Origin of the sequence: Paraburkholderia sp. J41 (assembly GCF_905220235.1) — a bacterium.
Taxonomy (GTDB): Bacteria; Pseudomonadota; Gammaproteobacteria; order Burkholderiales; family Burkholderiaceae; genus Paraburkholderia.
Map to the genome: position 1 here is coordinate 149466 of NZ_CAJMZE010000011.1, position 18381 is coordinate 167846.

The 18381-nt window shown below is 65.1% G+C and carries 14 protein-coding genes; 3 read left to right on the forward strand and 11 right to left on the reverse strand.

The genetic code is table 11. The annotated features are described in order from the left end of the window. Positions 1-66: 66 nt before the first annotated feature. From lpxD to rpsB, 11 genes are all read right to left on the reverse strand, one after another. Positions 67-1143 carry a UDP-3-O-(3-hydroxymyristoyl)glucosamine N-acyltransferase gene (lpxD, locus tag U5805_RS14135; protein WP_322104100.1) on the reverse strand — a complete coding sequence of 359 codons (1077 nt, stop codon included), beginning with the start codon at positions 1141-1143 and terminating at the stop codon, positions 67-69. Between the two features lie 27 nt (positions 1144-1170). Then, on the reverse strand, positions 1171-1713 hold the full coding sequence (locus tag U5805_RS14140) for an OmpH family outer membrane protein (RefSeq protein WP_322104151.1): 543 nt from the start codon (positions 1711-1713) through the stop codon (positions 1171-1173). A gap of 83 nt (positions 1714-1796) precedes the next feature. Beyond that, a complete protein-coding gene (gene bamA, locus U5805_RS14145; RefSeq protein WP_322104101.1) occupies positions 1797-4103 on the reverse strand; it encodes an outer membrane protein assembly factor BamA in 2307 nt (768 codons plus the stop codon). 71 nt (positions 4104-4174) lie between these two features. After that, entirely contained in the window at positions 4175-5563 is a 1389-nt protein-coding gene (rseP, locus tag U5805_RS14150) for an RIP metalloprotease RseP (RefSeq protein ID WP_322104102.1), read from the reverse strand. 103 nt (positions 5564-5666) lie between these two features. After that, on the reverse strand, positions 5667-6848 hold the full coding sequence (locus tag U5805_RS14155) for a 1-deoxy-D-xylulose-5-phosphate reductoisomerase (RefSeq protein ID WP_322104103.1): 1182 nt from the start codon (positions 6846-6848) through the stop codon (positions 5667-5669). A 38-nt stretch (positions 6849-6886) separates the two neighbouring features. Further along, a complete protein-coding gene (locus tag U5805_RS14160) occupies positions 6887-7696 on the reverse strand; it encodes a phosphatidate cytidylyltransferase (protein WP_322104104.1) in 810 nt (269 codons plus the stop codon). Continuing rightward, complete coding sequence (gene uppS, locus U5805_RS14165) at positions 7690-8472, reverse strand: polyprenyl diphosphate synthase (RefSeq protein WP_322104105.1); 783 nt, start codon at positions 8470-8472, stop codon at positions 7690-7692. The genes U5805_RS14160 and uppS overlap by 7 nt, the downstream gene beginning before the upstream one ends. A gap of 60 nt (positions 8473-8532) precedes the next feature. Continuing rightward, positions 8533-9093: a ribosome recycling factor gene (gene frr, locus U5805_RS14170; protein WP_322104106.1), complete on the reverse strand. Its 561-nt coding sequence runs from the start codon at positions 9091-9093 to the stop codon at positions 8533-8535. 94 nt (positions 9094-9187) lie between these two features. After that, positions 9188-9904, reverse strand: coding sequence for a UMP kinase (gene pyrH / locus U5805_RS14175; protein ID WP_028204061.1), 717 nt, complete (start codon positions 9902-9904; stop codon positions 9188-9190). 254 nt (positions 9905-10158) lie between these two features. Beyond that, complete coding sequence (tsf, locus tag U5805_RS14180) at positions 10159-11040, reverse strand: translation elongation factor Ts (RefSeq protein ID WP_322104107.1); 882 nt, start codon at positions 11038-11040, stop codon at positions 10159-10161. 202 nt (positions 11041-11242) lie between these two features. Next, positions 11243-11998 carry a 30S ribosomal protein S2 gene (rpsB, locus tag U5805_RS14185; protein ID WP_322104108.1) on the reverse strand — a complete coding sequence of 252 codons (756 nt, stop codon included), beginning with the start codon at positions 11996-11998 and terminating at the stop codon, positions 11243-11245. Between the two features lie 619 nt (positions 11999-12617). Between rpsB and map the strand changes: the two genes are divergently transcribed. From map to U5805_RS14200, 3 genes are all read left to right on the forward strand, one after another. Then, on the forward strand, positions 12618-13439 hold the full coding sequence (gene map, locus U5805_RS14190; protein WP_322104109.1) for a type I methionyl aminopeptidase: 822 nt from the start codon (positions 12618-12620) through the stop codon (positions 13437-13439). Positions 13440-13735: 296 nt separating this feature from the next. Next, entirely contained in the window at positions 13736-16315 is a 2580-nt protein-coding gene (locus U5805_RS14195) for a [protein-PII] uridylyltransferase (protein WP_322104110.1), read from the forward strand. 22 nt (positions 16316-16337) lie between these two features. Further along, positions 16338-18320, forward strand: coding sequence for a pseudouridine synthase (locus U5805_RS14200; RefSeq protein ID WP_322104111.1), 1983 nt, complete (start codon positions 16338-16340; stop codon positions 18318-18320). Positions 18321-18381 lie beyond the last annotated feature (61 nt).

An 18381-nucleotide genomic window follows, 5' to 3' on the forward strand; every position in this document is an offset into this window, starting at 1 on the left:
CATGAAACGGCACAGCGCGTCCCTGCGCCGCCTGCCGCCGAAGGAATCCGGCGGAACCGCCGACGCTCATTCGCCGTCTTGCGGCTTGTTTCCGGCTTCGGCTTCGAGCGCCTTGATGCGATCGCGCAATTTGTCGATGTTGCGCAAAAGCGCGGCGCTCTTGTTCCAGTCGGCGTGATTGACGGCCGGGAAAGCGCTCGTGTAGATGCCGGCCTTCGGCAACGACTTCGACACGCCCGACTTGGCCGTGACGATCACGTAGTCGCCCAGCGTGACGTGCCCGGCAATGCCGACCGCGCCGCCGATCATGCAATGGCGGCCGATGGTCGTGCTGCCCGCGATTCCCGCGCAGCCCGCAATCACCGTGTACGCCCCGATCTTGCAGTTGTGGCCGATCTGCACGAGATTGTCGATCTTGACGCTTTCTTCGATGATCGTGTCGGCCATGGCGCCACGGTCGATCGTGGTGTTTGCGCCGATCTCCACATCCGGCCCCGTGCTCACGCCGCCCACCTGCGGAATCTTGACCCAGGTGCCCGTGCGCGCCTCGCCTTCGCCCACGAAATCGGGTGCGAAACCAAAGCCGTCCGAGCCGATCACGGCGCCCGAATGCACGATGTTGCGCACGCCAAGCTTGCAGCCGTGGTACACGTTCACGCCCGGATAAAGATGCGAGCCTTCGCCCACCTGCGTGCCGCGGCCGATGAACACATTGGCGTCCAGGCGCACGTTCTCGCCGATCACGGCGCCCGCTTCCACGATGACGTTCGGGCCGATCACCGCGCTCGCGGCAACCTGCGCGCTCGCGTCCACGTGCGCGCTGGCATGCACGCCCGGCTTCGCTTTCGGCGTGGCCAGGTCGATGAACGCCTGCGCGACGCGCGCGAAGTAAGCATACGGATTCGGTGTGACGATGAAGTTGCGACCTTCGCGCGACGCGAGTTTTTCGAGGTCGCCGGGGCTGATGAGCACCGCGCCCGCGCGCGTCGTGTCGACCTGCGCGAGATACTTCGGATTGGCGAGGAACGCGAGTTGTTGCGGCCCGGCCTGGTCGAGCGGCGCGAGCGAGCCGACGCGTTGCGCCGCGTCGCCTACGACTTCGCCGCCGAACTGCCGGACGAGTTCCTCAAGCGTGAATGCCATGCGCGTGCTGCTCCTGCTTAAGTTGCATCAATTGCTGCTGCTGTTCGACGACGACGCAAGCGCCTTGAGCACCTGGTCCGTGATGTCGATGCGCGGGCTCACATACACCGCTTCCTGCACGATCAGGTCGTAGTGCTGCTGCTCGGCAATCTGCTTGATCACCTTGTTCGCGCGGTCGAGCACCGCCGCTAGTTCCTCGTTGCGGCGCTGGTTGAGGTCTTCGCGGAACTCGCGCTGCTTGCGCTGGAAGTCGCTGTCGAGCGCGGACAGGTCGCGCTGCTTTTGCGCGCGGTCGGCGGGCGCCAACGACGGGCCGTTCTTGTCCAGCGCGTCGGACATCGACTTCAGGCGCTGCGCCATGTCCTGCAAATCCTTGTCACGCTTGGCGAACTCGGCTTCGAGCTTGGTCTGCGCGGCCTTCGCCGGAGCGGATTCGCGCAGGATGCGATCGGAGTTCACCGCCGCGATCTTCGCCTCCTGCGCCTGCGCCGCCGTCGCGCCAAAAGCGAGAAGTGCCAGCGATACCGTCATCGCTCCAATCGCCCGTCTGGAAAACATACCCGTTAGCAAAGTCATCCTCTCGTTTCTTGGGTTCCGGCGCCGCGCTTCGCGACGCCGGGCGATACAACGGTCAAACAGTCGGCATGCCGTGGTCAGAACGCCGTCCCGATCTGGAACTGGAATTTCTGGTACTGATCGCCGTCATGCTTGACGAGCGGGAAGCCCAGGCTCAGCTTGAGCGGGCCGATGGGCGAAATCCACGCGAGACCGAAACCGTAGCTGTAACGCAGGCCGTTCGAGCCGATGCTCGTGCCTTCGTCGCCCCAGACGTTACCACCATCGACGAACGTAAAGACGCGCAGCGTGCGGTCGTAGCCCGTGCCCGGCAGCGGGAACGTCAGCTCGATATTGCCCACCACCATCTTCGAACCGCCGATCGGGTCGTTCGTGGTCTTGTCGCGCGGACCCAGCGAGCTCGGCTCGTAGCCGCGCACCGAACCGATACCGCCGGCGTAGTAGTTCTTGAAGATGGGGTACGGCTTGCCGCTCAAGCCATTGCCGTAACCGCCCTGGAGATTCAGCCCCAGCACGAAGCCGCGCGCGAACGAGTAGTAGTACTGCGCCTGCACGTCGGCCTTGTAGTACTGCGTCGCGCCGGCCGGCGTGCCGTATTCGGCGTTGGCCTGCGTGAAGTAGCCGCGGCTCGGCACGAGTGCGCTGTCACGCGCGTCGCGCGACCAGCCGATCGTGAGCGGCACGTTGTTGGACACGCGGCCGAACTGGTTCACGTAGTCCTTGTAGCTCTGCGGCGTGGCGTCGTCCACATCCAGACGGTCCTGCTCGAAGCCCGCGCCGAAGTACACCGTGTCGACTTCCGAGAACGGGATGCCGAACTTCAGGTCGCCGCCGGCCGTGACGATGCGGAAGCTCGAATCGGTCGAATAGTAAAGCGGCTGATACGTGCGGTAGTAGACGTCGGTAATGCGCTTGATGCCGTCCACCGTGAAGTACGGATCGACCTGCGTGACGGCCAGCGTGCGGTACGTCTTGGCGGTGTTCACGTTCACCGAAAGCGAGGTGCCCGAGCCGAACACGTTGTCCTGCGAAACGCCCGCCGAAAGCACCACCTTGTCCGTGGACGAGAAGCCCGCGCCCAGCGTGATCGCGCCGGTCGGCTTTTCGGCCACCTTCACGTCCACGTCCACCTGGTCCGCCGTGCCTTCCACGGGCACCGTGGTCACGTCGACGTCGGTGAAGTAGCCGAGGCGGTTGATGCGGTCCTTCGAGAGCGCGAGGCGGTTCGAATCGAACCAGGAGCTTTCGAGCTGGCGCATTTCACGGCGCACGACTTCGTCGCGCGTGCGCGTGTTGCCCACCACGTTGATGCGGCGCACGTACACGCGGCGGCTCGGATCGACCTGCAGCGTGAGGTCGACCGTGTGGTTCGCCTGATCGATCTGCGGCAGCGCATTCACAGTCGCGAACGCATAACCGTATTCGCCGAGCTTGTCGACGATCGCCTTGGTCGTGGCCTGAAGCTTTTCAGCCGAGAAACGATCGCCGGCCTTGATCGTGATCAATTTGCTGAGTTCGGCCTCGCGGTCCAGCAGATTGCCGGCCAGATGAATGCCCGAAATCTTGTACGGCTCGCCCTCGTGCAGCCCGATCGTGAGGTACATGTCCTTCTTGTCGGGCGAGATCGAAACCTGCGTCGAGTCGATGTTGAATTCGAGGTAGCCGTGATTCAGGTAGTACGAGCGCACGTTCTCGAGGTCGCCCGTGAGCTTTTCCTTCGAGTAGAGGTCGTTCTTCGTGTACCACGAGAACCAGTTCGGCGTGGAGAGCTGCATTTCGCTCAGGAGCGTGCCGCTGCTGTACGCCTTGTTGCCGATAAAGTTGATCTGGCGAATCTTCGCACTCGGGCCTTCGACGACCGAGAACAGCAGACCGACGCGATTGCGGTCGATCGGCGTGACGGTGGTCGTGACCTCGGCGGCGTAGAAGCCGCGCGTGAGGTACTGGCGCTTGAGCTCCTGCTCCGCCTTGTCGACGAGCGCCTTGTCGTAGTAGCGGCCTTGCGAGAGGCCCACCGCGCGCAGCGCCTTGGTGAGATTGTCCTTGTCGAACTCGTGGATGCCGGCGAAGTCGATCGTGCCGATGGCGGGGCGCTCCTGCACCTGCACCACCACCACGCCGCCTTCGGTGGCGATCTTCACGTCGTTGAAGAAACCCGTCGCATAGAGCGCGCGGATGGCCTCGGACGCCTTGTCGTCGGAGAACGTGTCGCCCTGCTTGATCGGCAGATAGGCGAACACCGTGCCAGGCTCGACGCGTTGCAGCCCTTCGATGCGGATGTCCTGAACCACGAAAGGCGTCGTTGCTGCGTGGGCAACGAGTCCATGCGCGGCGATCGCCGCGGCCGCAACCGTTTTTGGAACCAAGCGATGAGGTCTAAACAACGTGCTTCCCCAGTATGTATAGCTGCATCACGTCGGGCGGCCCGCCCGCCCTCGGACGCCGCCAGACATCTTTAAAAATGGATTAACCGAGCCAGGTCGTTGAACAACGCGATCGCCGACAGCGCGACGATGCAGGCCAGCCCCGCTCGCTGGAGCACGAGCTGCCAGCGATCCGATACGGCTTTGCCCGTTACGGCTTCAACCAGATAATATAACAGATGACCCCCGTCCAATACCGGAATTGGGAGCAGGTTGAGCACGCCAAGGCTAATACTGACAAGGGCGAGGAACGAAAGAAACGCAGAAGGCCCAAGTCGCGCGCTTTTTCCCGCATAGTCAGCGATTGTCACCGGGCCGGACAGATTCTTGAGCGACGCTTCGCCCGTAACCATGCGGCCGAACATTCGCAGCGAATACACGGCGATATCCCACGTGCGACGGGCGCCCAGCCGCACGCTTTCGAGCGGCCCGTAGCGCACGTCCACCGAAGGCGCCTGCGCGGAAAGCGCCGCGCCGATACGCCCCACTTCCTCGCCGGTCTGCTCGTCGCGCTGCAACGCGGGCGTGATCGCCAGCGTGAGCGTTTGCGGCGCGTGCTGCGCAACATCGTCGCGCACAACCGTGAGATGCACCGGCTTGCCCGCGTGCGCCTTCACGTAGTCGATGAAGGTGCCCGCGCTATCCACGGGCCGGCCGTCGATCGCCTTGAGCCGGTCGCCTTTGAGCAGCCCCGCATGTTGCGCCGCACTATCGGGCTCGATGGCCGCGATCTTGAGCGTGCCGCCGCCCGCGTCCAGGCCGAGCTTCGACATGAAATCGTTGTCGAGATCCTTGCTCGTGAGCTGCGAAAGATCGAGCGGAAAATCGTAGGTGCCGCCGCCGTCGCGCGCCGCGAGCACGACACGCCCCTGATCGAACGCCGCCGAAAGCAGCTTCCAGCGCAAGTCGGACCAGGAGCGCACCTTCTGCGTGTCGCTGCCGTTCGCGTCCGCCACCGAAAGAATGGTTTCCCCGCCCTGGAAACCGGCGCGCGCCGCCGCCGACTGCGCGGGCGGCGCCGCGACGATGGCCGCGGGTTCGGTCACGCCGCTCGCATAGACCACGCCGAACAGCACGACGGCCAGCACGAAATTGGCGATGGGACCGGCCGCCACGATCGCGATGCGCTTGAGCACCGGCTGGCGGTTGAACGCATGCGGAAGATCGTGCGCCGGAATCGTTTCCGCCGCTTCGCGCTCGTCGAGCATCTTCACGTAGCCGCCGAGCGGCAACGCCGACACGGTCCACTCGGTGCCGGTCTTCTTGCTGACCCATTGCACGAGCGGCCGGCCGAAGCCGATCGAGAAACGCAGCACCTTCACGCCGCACAGCCGCGCCACGCTGTAGTGCCCGTACTCGTGTACGACCACCAGCACGCCGATCGCGACGATGAAGGCGACCAGTTCGGTAAGCAGGTTCATGAGCGCCTCCTTGGCGGGACGCAGCGCGCCGGTGCGGGAACGGCCCCAGGCGAGGCGGGCCGTGCGGGCCGCGCAGCGCTGCGGGCGGCCCAGGTGCGGCCGGTCAGGCCGGCACCGGCAGGCTGTCGATGAGGGTATTCGCCGCGCGGCGCGCCGCCGCGTCGGCTTCGAGCACGACTTCGAGGCTCGACGCGTTGTGGTTCGAAAGCGCGCCCAGCACGGCGTCGACCGTTTCCGCGATCGCCGTGAAACGGATGCGCCGGTTCAGGAACGCTTCGACCGCGACTTCGTTCGCCGCGTTGAGCGTCGTGCTGGCCACGCCGCCCGCCGCGAGCGCCTTCATCGCGAGCGCGAGGCATGGAAAACGCGTGTAATCGGGCTTTTCGAACGTCAGCGTCGCCACTTGCGTGAGGTCGAGCTGGGCCACGCCGGAATCGATGCGATCGGGGTACGCGAGCGCGTGCGCGATGGGCGTGCGCATGTCGGGATTGCCCAGTTGCGCGAGCACCGAACCGTCGACATACGAAACCATCGAATGAATCGTGCTTTGCGGGTGAATCAGCACGTCGATGCGATCCCCCGGCAGATCGAACAGATAATGCGCCTCGATCACTTCGAGGCCCTTGTTCATCATCGTGGCCGAATCGACGGAAATCTTGCGGCCCATCGACCAGTTCGGGTGCTTGCACGCTTCTTCGGGCGTGACGTTCGCGAGCGTCGCGGGTTCGCGCGTGCGGAACGGGCCGCCGGACGCGGTGAGAATGATCTTCGTCACGCCTTCGCGCTGGGCGTTCTCGCGCGGAAAGCACTGGAACACCGCGTTGTGCTCGCTGTCGAGCGGCAACAGCACGGCGCCGCTTTCGCACACGGCGTCGATGAAGATGTCGCCCGACATCACGAGCGCTTCCTTGTTCGCGAGCAGGATATGCTTGCCGGCCTTCGCGGCGGCGAGCGTGGGCGCGAGGCCCGCCGCGCCGACGATGGCCGCCACCACGGTGTCGCAGCCGTCGCTCCTCGAAACTTCGACGAGCGCCTGCTGGCCGTAGGTGACGACGGTTCTGGAGCCGGCCGCGCGCAGCTTGCGCTCGACCTGCGCGGCCGTTTCGGCGTCGCCGACCACGGCCACTTCGGGCGCGAAGCGCAGACACTGTTCGACGAGCTTGTCGCCGTTGCGATGCGCCGTGAGCGCGTAGACGGCATAGCGCTGCGGATGCCGCGCGACCACGTCGAGCGTGCTGTCTCCAATCGAGCCCGTGGAACCGAGCAGTGTGAGTCGTTTTTGCATATTCAATTCTCTAGCCGAGCGCTTCGAGCCAAGCGCCTTTAACCCAGCAGCAGCATGGCGAGCGGCAGCACCGGCAGCAACGCGTCGATGCGATCGAGCACGCCGCCGTGGCCCGGCAGCAACTGGCTCGAGTCCTTCACGCCAGCCTGACGCTTGAGCATCGATTCGAACAGATCGCCGATCACGCTGAACGCGACCAGCACAGTCAACACGAAAAGCGCGCGCCCCACGCCAAGCCGGGCCGCGAGCGCCGAATACAGCGTGGGCTCGAACGCGTGCAGCGCGATGGCGAGGCCCGCCACGATCATCACCGCGAGCCAGCCGCCCAGCGCGCCTTCCCACGTCTTGCCGGGGCTGATCGCGGGCGCGAGCTTGTGCTTGCCGAATGCCTTCCCGGCGAAGTATGCGCCGATATCGGCCAGCCAGACGAGAAGCAGCAGCGAAAGGACGAAGGCGACGCCCGCCGCGCGCGCCGAAACGAGCGCGTGCCAGCACGCCGCGAACACCACGAGCCCGACAATCAGCAGAAAGGCGCGCCACACGCCTGCCGCGAGCACGGGCTTGCGCAGCAGCACGTACGGCCCGGCGACGATCCAGAACACGCCGGACGCTTGAAAGAGCGGCCGCGGCGTGGGCAAATGGGTGCTGAGCGCGACGACGGCGGCCGCGATGACCGCGTAGACGATCGAACCGGTCGCGCCCGCCTTCAGCAGTCGCGCCCACTCCCATGCGGCGAACACGACCACGAGACCGATCAGCGCACCGAACCAGGCGAGCGGCGCGAACAGCGTGACCGGCAAGAACACGGCCAGCAGGACGATTGCCGTGACGACACGGGTCTTTAGCATGAAAGCGAGTCGGCGTTCTGCGACTTGGCGACGACCTGCGCGCTGGTGCGCCCGAAACGGCGCTCGCGCTCGGTGTAGGACGCGATGGCGCGATTGAGCGCTTCGGCGTCGAAGTCAGGCCAGAACGTGTCGGTGAAATAGAACTCGGCGTAAGCGAGCTGCCAGAGCAGGAAGTTGCTCACGCGCTGCTCGCCGCCCGTGCGGATGAAGAGATCGGGCTCGGGCGCGTAGGCCATTGCCAGATGCTGCGAAAGCGTGTCTTCGGTGACGGGCACCGGCTGGCCGCTCGCCGCCGCTTCCTCGACCAGCTTGCGCGTGGCCTGGAGAATGTCCCAGCGGCCGCCGTAGTTCGCGGCGATCGTGAGCGTGAGGCGCGTGTTGCGCGCGGTCTTGGTTTGCGCGCGGCGAATCAGGTCCTGGATGCGCTCGTTGAACATGGCGACGTCGCCCACCACGCGCAGGCGAATGCCGTTGGCGTGCAGGCGCGCGATCTCGCGTTCGAGCGCGGTGACGAAAAGACGCATCAGGAACGACACTTCGTCGGTCGGGCGGCGCCAGTTCTCGGAGCTGAAAGCGAACAGCGTGAGGTATTCGACGCCGCGCTCGACGCACGCCTCGACGGCCGAGCGCACGGCGTCCACGCCGCGCGTATGGCCCGCGACGCGCGGCAGGCGGCGCTGCGTTGCCCAACGGCCATTGCCGTCCATGATGATCGCGATGTGGCGCGGCACTGCCGCCACGTCGGGCACTCGAACGGTTGAACTGGAATAGGTCATGGCCGATGAACTCAAACTACTGAAAAAGGGAAATCCCGACGCAGCGCAAAACCTGACGGCTTAGACCGTCATGATCTCGGCTTCCTTCGTCTGCACGAGCTTGTCGATCTCAGCCACGAAGCGGTCCGTCAGTTTCTGGACGTCGTCGCCGCCACGGCGCTCGTCGTCTTCCGAAATTTCCTTGTCCTTCACGAGCTTCTTGAGCTGCTCGTTGGCGTCGCGGCGCAGATTGCGCACGGCCACCTTCGCCGTTTCGCCTTCGTTCTTGACGACCTTCGTCAATTCCTTGCGGCGTTCCTCGGTCAGCGCGGGCATCGGCACGCGGATCAGATCGCCGTGCGTGGCCGGGTTCAGGCCGAGATCCGACTCGCGGATCGCCTTTTCGATGACCTGGACCATCTTCTTTTCCCACGGCTGCACGCCGATCGTGCGCGCGTCGACGAGCGTGAGGTTGGCCACCTGCGAGATAGGCACGGGCGAGCCGTAGTAGTCGACCTGGATGTGATCGAGCAGGCCCGTATGGGCGCGGCCCGTGCGGATCTTCGCGAGATCGCTCTTGAACGCTTCGATCGAGCGCTGCATTTTCTGCTCGACGCCCTTCTTGATGTCAGCCACAGCCATTTTGATACCTCCGAACCTTCATAACGGAATGAGCCCGCCGGCGCGCAAAGTGGGCGGCGCGGCCCATGTTCGATCTTTCTCGTGAGACGAGAGTTTACACGTGGACGAGCGTACCTTCGTCTTCGCCCAGAACAATACGCTTGAGCGCGCCCGGCTTGACGATCGAAAACACGCGGATCGGCAGCTTCTGGTCGCGGCACAGCGCGAAGGCCGTGGCGTCCATCACCTGCAGGTTGCGACCGATTGCCTCATCGAAGCTGATCGTCGAATAACGCGTGGCCGTGGGGTCCTTTTTCGGGTCGGCCGAGTACACGCCGTCGACCTTGGTCGCCTTGAGCACGACTTCGGCGCCCACTTCCGAGCCGCGCAGCGCGGCGGCCGTATCGGTGGTGAAGAACGGGTTGCCCGTGCCCGCTGCGAAGATCACGACCTTGCCCTCTTCGAGCTGGCGGATCGCGCGGGGACGGATGTACGGCTCGACGACCTGATCCATGCGCAGCGCCGACTGCACGCGCGCCTCGATGCCCGCGTGGCGCATGGCGTCCTGGAGCGCGAGCGCGTTCATCATCGTGGCGAGCATGCCCATGTAGTCGGCCGTGGCGCGGTCCATGCCGGCCGCGCCGCCCGCGACGCCGCGGAAGATGTTGCCGCCGCCGATCACGACCGCGAGCTGCGTGCCGAGCCGCACCACTTCGGCCACGTCCGCCACCATACGTTCGATCGTGGCGCGATTGATGCCGAAGGCATCGTCGCCCATCAGGGCTTCGCCGGAAAGTTTGAGCAGGACGCGTTTATAGGCGGGTGTGGGCATGGAGGTATCCAGGATCGCGCGCAAAGGGCAATAACTTGAAACTGTAGGGGTGAAATACGGCTTCGGGCAAGCGCCGCCAGAAATAGCGAAGATTTCCAGCGCCGCGCAGGACGGGGATTGCCCTGCGCGGCGCCGCTACGCTGCCCACCGCGACGGAAAAGCTCCGTCCCGGCTTGCTACGGTAGAAACTACGATGCTACGACTGCGGTACAGCCTGCTCCCGCAACAGCGCCGCGGGAGCAGAACGCGCGGACTTATTGCTGCTTTGCAGCAGCGACTTGCGCGGCCACTTCGGCGGCGAAGTCGTCCTGACGCTTCTCGATGCCCTCGCCGACGACGAACAGTGCGAACTTCTGCACCGAGCTGCTCGCGGCCTTGAGCATCTGCTCGATCGTCTGCTTGTCGTTCTTCACGAACGGCTGGTTCAGCAGCGAGACTTCCTTCAGGTATTTCTGGACCGAACCTTCGACCATCTTCGCGACGATTTCAGCCGGCTTGCCCGACTCGGCGGCCTTCTGCTCGGCGATGCTGCGCTCCTTGGCGATCAGCTCGGCCGGCACGTCGTCCGACGACAGCGAAACGGGCTTCATGGCCGCGATGTGCATCGCGACGTCCTTGCCGACCTGCTCTTGCGCGCCCGTGTACTCCACCAGCACGCCGATACGCGTGCCATGCAGGTACGAAGCCAGCTTGTTCGACGTTTCGAAACGCGCGAAACGGCGGATCGAGACGTTTTCGCCGATCTTGCCGACCAGCGCGAGGCGCACTGCGTCGACCGTCGAGCCTTCCAGCGGCAGCGCCGACAGAGCGGCGACGTCGGCCGGGTTTTGCGCGGCGACCAGTTGCGCCACCGTGTTCGCGAACGCGAGGAAGTCGTCGTTCTTCGCGACGAAGTCGGTTTCGCAGTTCAGCTCGACCACGGCTCCGGCGTTGCCCGACACGTACGAGGCGATCACGCCTTCAGCCGTGACGCGCGAGGCGGCCTTGCTCGCCTTGTTGCCGAGCTTGACGCGCAGCAGTTCTTCGGCGCGCGCGAGGTCGCCGTCGGCTTCCGTCAGCGCCTTCTTGCATTCCATCATCGGCGCGTCGGTCTTCGCGCGCAGTTCTGCCACCATGCTTGCGGTAATTGCCGCCATCATTCGCTCCTTGAGTCTGTCTGGTACACGCCGCCCGCGTTTCGACGCGGGCGGCAGGAATTCGTTTCCGCGATCGTGCCTGGAATTGCCTTGAGCGCTTCTACACGATCACCGTGCCGCCGATATGACGCGGCCACGAAAGCCACGGCTTAAAAAAAAGGGGCCCATGATAAGCCCCTTTTCTTGCCGGACACGGGGCAGCTTACGCCTCCGAGTTGACCTCGACGAACTCGTCGTCGCCGTCGGTGCCGCGAGCGGCTGCCACCACTTCGTTGACCGCGTTCGCGCGGCCTTCGAGGATCGCGTCCGCCACGCCTTGCGTGTAGAGGGCGACGGCCTTGCTCGCGTCGTCGTTACCCGGGATCACGTAGTCGATGCCTTCCGGCGAGTGGTTCGTGTCGACCACGGCGATGACGGGGATGCCCAGCTTGTTCGCTTCCGTGACGGCAATCTTGTGATAGCCGACGTCGACCACGAAGATCGCGTCCGGAATGCCGCCCATGTCCTTCACGCCGCCGATCGACTTTTGCAGCTTGGCGATTTCGCGTTCGAACAGGAGCGCTTCCTTCTTGCTCATCTTTTCGAGCTCGCCCGCTTCCACGGCCGTTTCCATGTCCTTCAGGCGCTTGATCGAAACCTTCAGCGTCTTGAAGTTGGTCAGCATGCCGCCGAGCCAGCGCGCGTTCACGAACGGCATGCCGGCGCGCTGCGCTTCCTGGGCGATCGTGTCACGCGACTGGCGCTTCGTGCCGACGAACAGGATCGTGCCGCGATTCGCCGCCAGTTGACGCACGTACTTCAGTGCGTCGTTGTACATCGGCAGCGTCTTTTCGAGGTTGATGATGTGAATCTTGTTGCGATGACCGAAGATGAAGGGGGCCATCTTCGGGTTCCAGAAGCGCGTTTGGTGACCGAAGTGGACACCGGCTTCCAGCATTTGGCGCATGGTAACTGCCATGAGAAATTCTCCGCTAGGGTTGGGTCTGAAGCCGGCTGCCGTATCGGTGCGCCACCCCGCTGCTTTCCAGCGGGATCGACGCGCCCGACACCCTGGGTGCGCCGGCTCGCGAGTCAAGCCACCTCTTCCTTACGCTCCGTTTGCCCCGGATTGCCGAAAGCAAATTCGAAAGCTAAGGCGAGTGACTTAGCCCAAGAGTATAGCATGCATAAGTGGGGTCTCTCAAGACGGCTGTTACCCGCACGGCGCGGGGCAAGCGCATTGGCGTCGCGCGCCGGCCGCCGCTGCCCATAGCGCCGGAACCGGTCTCGCAACCGCGATCCCACAGTGCAATCCCGAAAGCGCGGTCGCGACGCCACGCGCACGCCGCAGGCAGGGTCAAGACGCCGCGATCGGCGTACATCGGCGTACAATAACGGCTTCGACGGCGGATAGATGGGTCACAGAGCACGCAGTGACCCATTTTCATTTGGGCCCGAACGCTACCCCAGCCGGGTCAGGTCTCGGCCCCGACCGCTCCACCGCTTCCCGCTTCGCGAATGGCGGCGCCTCGACGAACGCCTTTTCGTCCGGCGAACCCAAACGACAAACCCTTTAATATCAAGGGGTTAAACCGATTATGACTGTCTCGATCAAGAACGAATTCGACATCGCGCAAATGCGCGTCGCCTGCCGACTCGCGAGCGAAGTGCTCGATTACATCACGCCGTTCGTTACGGCGGGCGTCACGACGGGCGAACTCGATCGTCTCTGCCACGAGTACATGACCCACGTTCAGGGCACCGTGCCCGCGCCGCTGAACTACCAGCCGCCCGGCTATCCGCCCTATCCCAAAGCGATCTGCACCTCGGTCAACGACGTGATCTGTCACGGTATTCCCGGCGACAAGGCGCTCAAGAACGGCGACATCCTCAACATGGATATCACCGTCATTAAAGAAGGCTACTTCGGCGACACGAGCCGCATGTTCATCGTCGGCGAAGGCTCGATTCTCGCGAAGCGCCTCGTGCAGACCACTTACGAATGCATGTGGCTCGGCATCGACCAGATTCGCCCGGGCGCGCATCTCGGCGACATCGGCCACGCCATCCAGCGTTACGCCGAAAGCCAGGGCTACAGCGTCGTGCGCGAATATTGCGGCCACGGCATCGGCACGGTGTTCCACGAAGATCCGCAGGTGCTGCATTACGGCCGCCCCGGCACCGGCATCGAACTCGTGCCCGGCATGATCTTCACCGTCGAGCCGATGATCAACGCCGGCCGCCGCGACATTCGCACGATGCCCGACCAGTGGACCGTCAAGACGAAGGACCGCAGCCTTTCGGCGCAGTGGGAGCACACGGTGCTCGTGACCGAGACCGGCTACGACGTGCTCACGGTTTCCGCAGGCACGCCGGCCAAGCCCGCGATCGTCGCGCAGATGGCGGGCACGGCGGCGTAAGCGCACGGCCCGGAGCCCCGACCGGCGCAGCGCGGCAAAATATTGCAGGACGAATCTTGCAGAACGATTCCCGCCGGGCTGCTCCGGCGCGCAACCGCAGGGCACCGAACGGGCACCGCGCCTGGCATCACGCTTGGCACCAAGGCGAACGCCGCGGCGAATTTCGCGCGAACGCGGCGCCTTGCGATTCCCGGCGAAGCGACCGCGGCGAATGACCCGCACGAGCGCGTCCCCTCACGGGCCTGTCCGGTAGCGAACAGCCGTCTTCCTCAACGCATCAACCATCACCTGAGCTCATGAGCGTTCCTGCTGTCGCCGTCCCCGATACGTCGTCGCTGAAGACCGACTACAAGGCCGCCAAGGCCCAGTTGCTCGAGCGTTTCAAGACCGCGACCAACGTCGATGCGCTGATGCGCGCCCTCGCCCGCGCCACCGACGACACGCTGTGCCGCGCCTGGCGTCTGTGCGAGCTGCCGGCTTCGCTCGCGCTCGTGGCAGTGGGCGGTTTCGGGCGCGGCGAACTCGCGCCGTATTCCGACGTCGACATTCTCGTGCTGCTGCCCGACGACGAGGCGCTCGCGCCGCTGGAGGAACGCATCGAGCGCTTTATCGGCCTCGCGTGGGATCTCGGGCTCGAAATCGGCAGCAGCGTGCGCAGCGTTTCGCAATGCCTCGAAGAAGCGGCCAACGACGTGACCGTGCGCACGTCGCTGCTGGAGGCGCGCCGTATCACCGGAAGCACGACGCTGTTCGGCGATTTCGCCCAGCGCTACCGCGACGCGATGGACCCGCGCGCATTCTTCCAGGCGAAAGTGCTCGAAATGCGCCAGCGTCACGCGCGCTTCCAGGACACGCCCTATTCGCTCGAACCGAACGTCAAGGAAAGTCCCGGCGGCCTGCGCGACCTGCAACTGATCGTGTGGATCACCGAAGCGGCGGCGTTCGGCAATAGCTGGAAGGAACTCGATCAGCGCGGCCTCATCACCGAACGCGAAGCGCGCGAGCTGCGCCGCAACGAGACGTTTCTCAAGGCGCTGCGCGCGCGTTTGCACGTGATCGCCGGACGCCGCCAGGACATTCTCGTGTTCGACCTGCAAACGGCCGTGGCCGAGAGCTTCGGCTTCAAGGCGAGCGGCACGCGGCGCGCGAGCGAACAACTCATGCGCCGTTATTACTGGGCCGCGAAAGCCGTCACGCAGCTTTCGAGCATCCTGATCCAGAACATCGAGGCGCAACTTTTCCCGAGCACGAGCGGCATCACGCGCACGCTCTCGGATCACTTCGTCGAAAAGCAGGGCATGCTCGAAATCGTCAGCGACGACGTGTTCGAGCGCGAGCCGCACGCGATCCTCGAAGCGTTTCTGCTCTACGAGCAGGTGCCCGGCGTGAAGGGACTTTCCGCGCGAACCATGCGCGCGCTCTACAACGCGCGCGAGACAATGGACCGCGACTGGCGCCGCGACCCGGAAAATCGCCGTCTGTTCATGGAAATCCTCATGCAGCCGGCCGGCATCACGCACGCGCTGCGGCTCATGAACCAGACCAGCGTGCTGGGGCGCTATCTGCTCAACTTCCGCCGCATCGTCGGGCAGATGCAGCACGACCTCTATCACGTCTACACGGTCGATCAGCATATCCTGATGGTGCTGCGCAATATCCGCCGCTTCGCCGTGGCCGAGCATGCGCACGAATATCCGTTCTGTAGCCAGTTGATCGCCAATTTCGAGCGCCCGTGGGTGCTCTACGTGGCGGCGCTGTTCCACGACATCGCCAAAGGCCGCGGCGGCGATCACTCGGAACTCGGCATGGCCGACGCGCGGCGTTTTTGCCGCGAGCACACCATCGAGGGCGAGGACGCCGAGCTGATCGTCTGGCTCGTGCAACAGCATTTGACGATGAGCCAGTTCGCGCAGAAGCAGGACATCACCGATCCCGAAGTGGTGAAGCGTTTCGCCGATCTCGTGGGCACGGAGCGGCGGCTTTCCGCGCTGTATCTGCTGACCGTGGCCGATATTCGCGGCACCAGCCCGAAGGTCTGGAACAACTGGAAAGGCAAGCTGCTCGAGGACTTGTATCGCTCGACGCTCGCCGTGCTCGGCGGCGCGAAGCCGGACGCGCATTCGGAGCTCAAGACGCGTCAGGAACTCGCGCTCGCGCTGCTGCGCCTCGAAACGGTGCCGGAAAACGCGCATCGCGCGCTTTGGGACAAGCTCGACGTGGGCTACTTCCTGCGCCACGACGCCGCCGATATCGCGTGGCAAACGCGCGTGCTTTATCGTCACGTCGAAACGCCGACACCCGTGGTGCGCGCGCGTCCCTCGCCGATCGGCGAGGCGCTTCAGGTACTCGTCTACGCGAAGGATCGCCCCGATCTGTTCGCGACGATGTGCGCCTATTTCGACCGCAGCGGCCTTTCCGTGCTCGACGCGCGCGTGAGCACGACGCGTCACGGCTACGCGCTCGACAACTTTATCGTCGCCGATACCGAAGGCGACGTGCATTACCGCGACATCGCCAATCTCGTTGAGCAGGAACTTGCCGCGCGCCTGAGCGCAACGGGCAACGCGCTGCCGGAACCGTCGAAGGGACGGCTTTCGCGGCTCTCGCGCACGTTCCCGGTGACGCCGCGCGTGGACCTGCGCGCCGACGAGCGCGGCCAGTACTACATCCTTTCCGTGTCGGCGAACGACCGGCCGGGCCTTCTTTATTCCATCGCGCGCGTGCTTGCCGAGCGTCAGGTCGGCGTCCATGCGGCGCGGATCAATACGCTCGGCGAACGTGTCGAAGACGTCTTTCTGCTCGACGGTGCGGGGCTTTCCGACAACCGCCGGCAGATCGACGTCGAAACCGAATTGCTGCGCGCGATAGCAGTGTGAACACCTTGAAATACCCAGATCCATGCGAACCAAACTGACAGCCAAACATCCGCGCCCGACCGCCCCGGAACGCGCACCCGTCCGCCGCGGCAGCACGACGGCGCGTAAGCCGGTGCGGCCGGCCGAGGTGCGCCCGGCCGAGGGGCGCCCGGCTTCCGCCACGAAGACGGCGGCCGGCAAGCCCGCCCGTACGGGCGAACGCCCGGCGCGACGGCCCGAGGGCGATGAGCGGCGGCCGTTTCGTTCGCGCGAAGAAGGCGGGGAGCGTGGCTTTCCGCGTCGCGAAGCCGATGATCGCCGCCCGTTCCGCTCGCGTGGCGAAGGCGGCGAGCGCGGTTTTCAGCGTCGCGAAGGCGATGATCGTCGCCCGTTCCGGGCGCGTGAGGAAGGCGGCGAGCGCGGTTTTCAACGTCGCGAAGGCGATGATCGTCGCCCGTTCCGGGCGCGTGAGGACGGTGGTGAACGCGGTTTTCAGCGTCGCGAAGGCGATGATCGTCGCCCGTTCCGGGCGCGTGACGAAGGCGGCGAACGCAGTTTTCAGCGTCGGGAAGGTGACGAACGTCGCCCGTTCCGGGCGCGTGAGGAAGGTGGTGAACGCGGTTTTCAGCGCCGGGACGAAGGTGGCGAACGTCGCCCGTTCCGTTCGCGTGACGAAAACGGCGAGCGCGGTTTTCAACGTCGCGAAGGTGACGAACGTCGCCCGTTCCGTTCGCGCGACGAAGGCGGCGAACGTAGCTTCCAGCGCCGGGACGAAGGCGGCGAGCGTCGCCCATTCCGTTCGCGTGACGAAGGCGGCGAACGCAGCTTCCAGCGTCGCGAAGGTGACGACCGCCGCCCGTTCCGTTCACGTGACGACGGCGGCGAGCGCAGTTTCCCGCGTCGGGACGAAGGCGGCGAGCGCAACTTCCCGCGTCGGGACGAAGGTGGCGAACGCCGCCCCTTCCATTCACGCGACGAAGGCGGCGAACGCAGCTTCCAGCGTCGCGAAGGTGACGACCGTCGCCCGTTCCGTTCACGCGACGAAGGCGGCGAACGCAGCTTCCAGCGTCGCGACGAAGGCAGCGAACGTCGCTTCCCACGCCGCGAAGAAGGCGATAACCGCCGCCCGTTCCGCGCCCGCGACGAAAACGCCGAAAGCCGCATCGCGCGCCCGATCCAATCTTCGGCCCCCCCCTCGCGCGGTCCCGCCGAAGCGCAAACCGAAGCCGCCGCTCCCCGCCGCGCCGCGCGCGAGGAGATCGACGGCGAGAACACGCTGCGTCTTTCCAAGCGCATGTCCGAACTCGGCCTTTGCTCGCGCCGCGAAGCCGACGAATGGATCGAGAAAGGCTGGGTCTACGTGGACGGCGAAATCGTCGACACGCTCGGCGCCAAGGTCACGCCCGAACAGCGCATCGAGATCGATCCGGCCGCCCTGCGCGCCCAGGCCCGTCAGGTGACGATCCTGATCCACAAGCCCGTGGGCTATGTCTCGGGCCAGGCCGAGGACGGCTACGAGCCGGCCGCGATGCTCGTCACCGCCGAAAACCACTGGGACGGCGACCGCTCGGGCATCCGCTTCTCGGCGCAACATCTGCGCACGCTCGCGCCCGCCGGCCGCCTCGACATCGACTCGACCGGCTTGCTCGTGCTGACGCAAGACGGTCGCGTCGCGAAACAGTTGATCGGCGAAAGCTCCGATGTCGACAAGGAATATCTCGTACGCGTCACCTACGACGACATCGAAACCGAAGTCGACCGGCACTTCCCGCAAGAATCGCTCGAAAAGCTGCGCCACGGCCTCTCGCTCGACGACGTGCCGCTCAAGCCCGCGCAAGTGGACTGGCAGAACGGTGAGCAATTGCGCTTCGTGCTGCGCGAAGGCAAGAAGCGCCAGATCCGTCGCATGTGCGAACTGGTCGGTCTGAAGGTGGTGGGCCTCAAACGCGTGCGCATGGGCCGCGTGCAGTTGGGCGCGCTGCCGCAGGGGCAGTGGCGCTATCTGGCCGCTGACGAAGCGTTCTGACACCGTCGCGCCATTGCCAAACAAAAAACGGGAGCTTCTGGCTCCCGTTTTTTTGCCGCTG

What these genes read in the sequence shown, in the direction of transcription:
- lpxD (WP_322104100.1), bottom strand. Translation starts at nt 1,143, where the DNA reads ATGGCATTCACGCTTGAGGAACTCGTCCGGCAGTTCGGCGGCGAAGTC.
- rseP (WP_322104102.1), bottom strand. Translation starts at nt 5,563, where the DNA reads ATGAACCTGCTTACCGAACTGGTCGCCTTCATCGTCGCGATCGGCGTG.
- U5805_RS14155 (WP_322104103.1), bottom strand. Translation starts at nt 6,848, where the DNA reads ATGCAAAAACGACTCACACTGCTCGGTTCCACGGGCTCGATTGGAGAC.
- U5805_RS14160 (WP_322104104.1), bottom strand. Translation starts at nt 7,696, where the DNA reads ATGCTAAAGACCCGTGTCGTCACGGCAATCGTCCTGCTGGCCGTGTTC.
- uppS (WP_322104105.1), bottom strand. Translation starts at nt 8,472, where the DNA reads ATGACCTATTCCAGTTCAACCGTTCGAGTGCCCGACGTGGCGGCAGTG.
- frr (WP_322104106.1), bottom strand. Translation starts at nt 9,093, where the DNA reads ATGGCTGTGGCTGACATCAAGAAGGGCGTCGAGCAGAAAATGCAGCGC.
- pyrH (WP_028204061.1), bottom strand. Translation starts at nt 9,904, where the DNA reads ATGCCCACACCCGCCTATAAACGCGTCCTGCTCAAACTTTCCGGCGAA.
- tsf (WP_322104107.1), bottom strand. Translation starts at nt 11,040, where the DNA reads ATGGCGGCAATTACCGCAAGCATGGTGGCAGAACTGCGCGCGAAGACC.
- rpsB (WP_322104108.1), bottom strand. Translation starts at nt 11,998, where the DNA reads ATGGCAGTTACCATGCGCCAAATGCTGGAAGCCGGTGTCCACTTCGGT.
- map (WP_322104109.1), top strand. Translation starts at nt 12,618, where the DNA reads ATGACTGTCTCGATCAAGAACGAATTCGACATCGCGCAAATGCGCGTC.
- U5805_RS14195 (WP_322104110.1), top strand. Translation starts at nt 13,736, where the DNA reads ATGAGCGTTCCTGCTGTCGCCGTCCCCGATACGTCGTCGCTGAAGACC.
- U5805_RS14200 (WP_322104111.1), top strand. Translation starts at nt 16,338, where the DNA reads ATGCGAACCAAACTGACAGCCAAACATCCGCGCCCGACCGCCCCGGAA.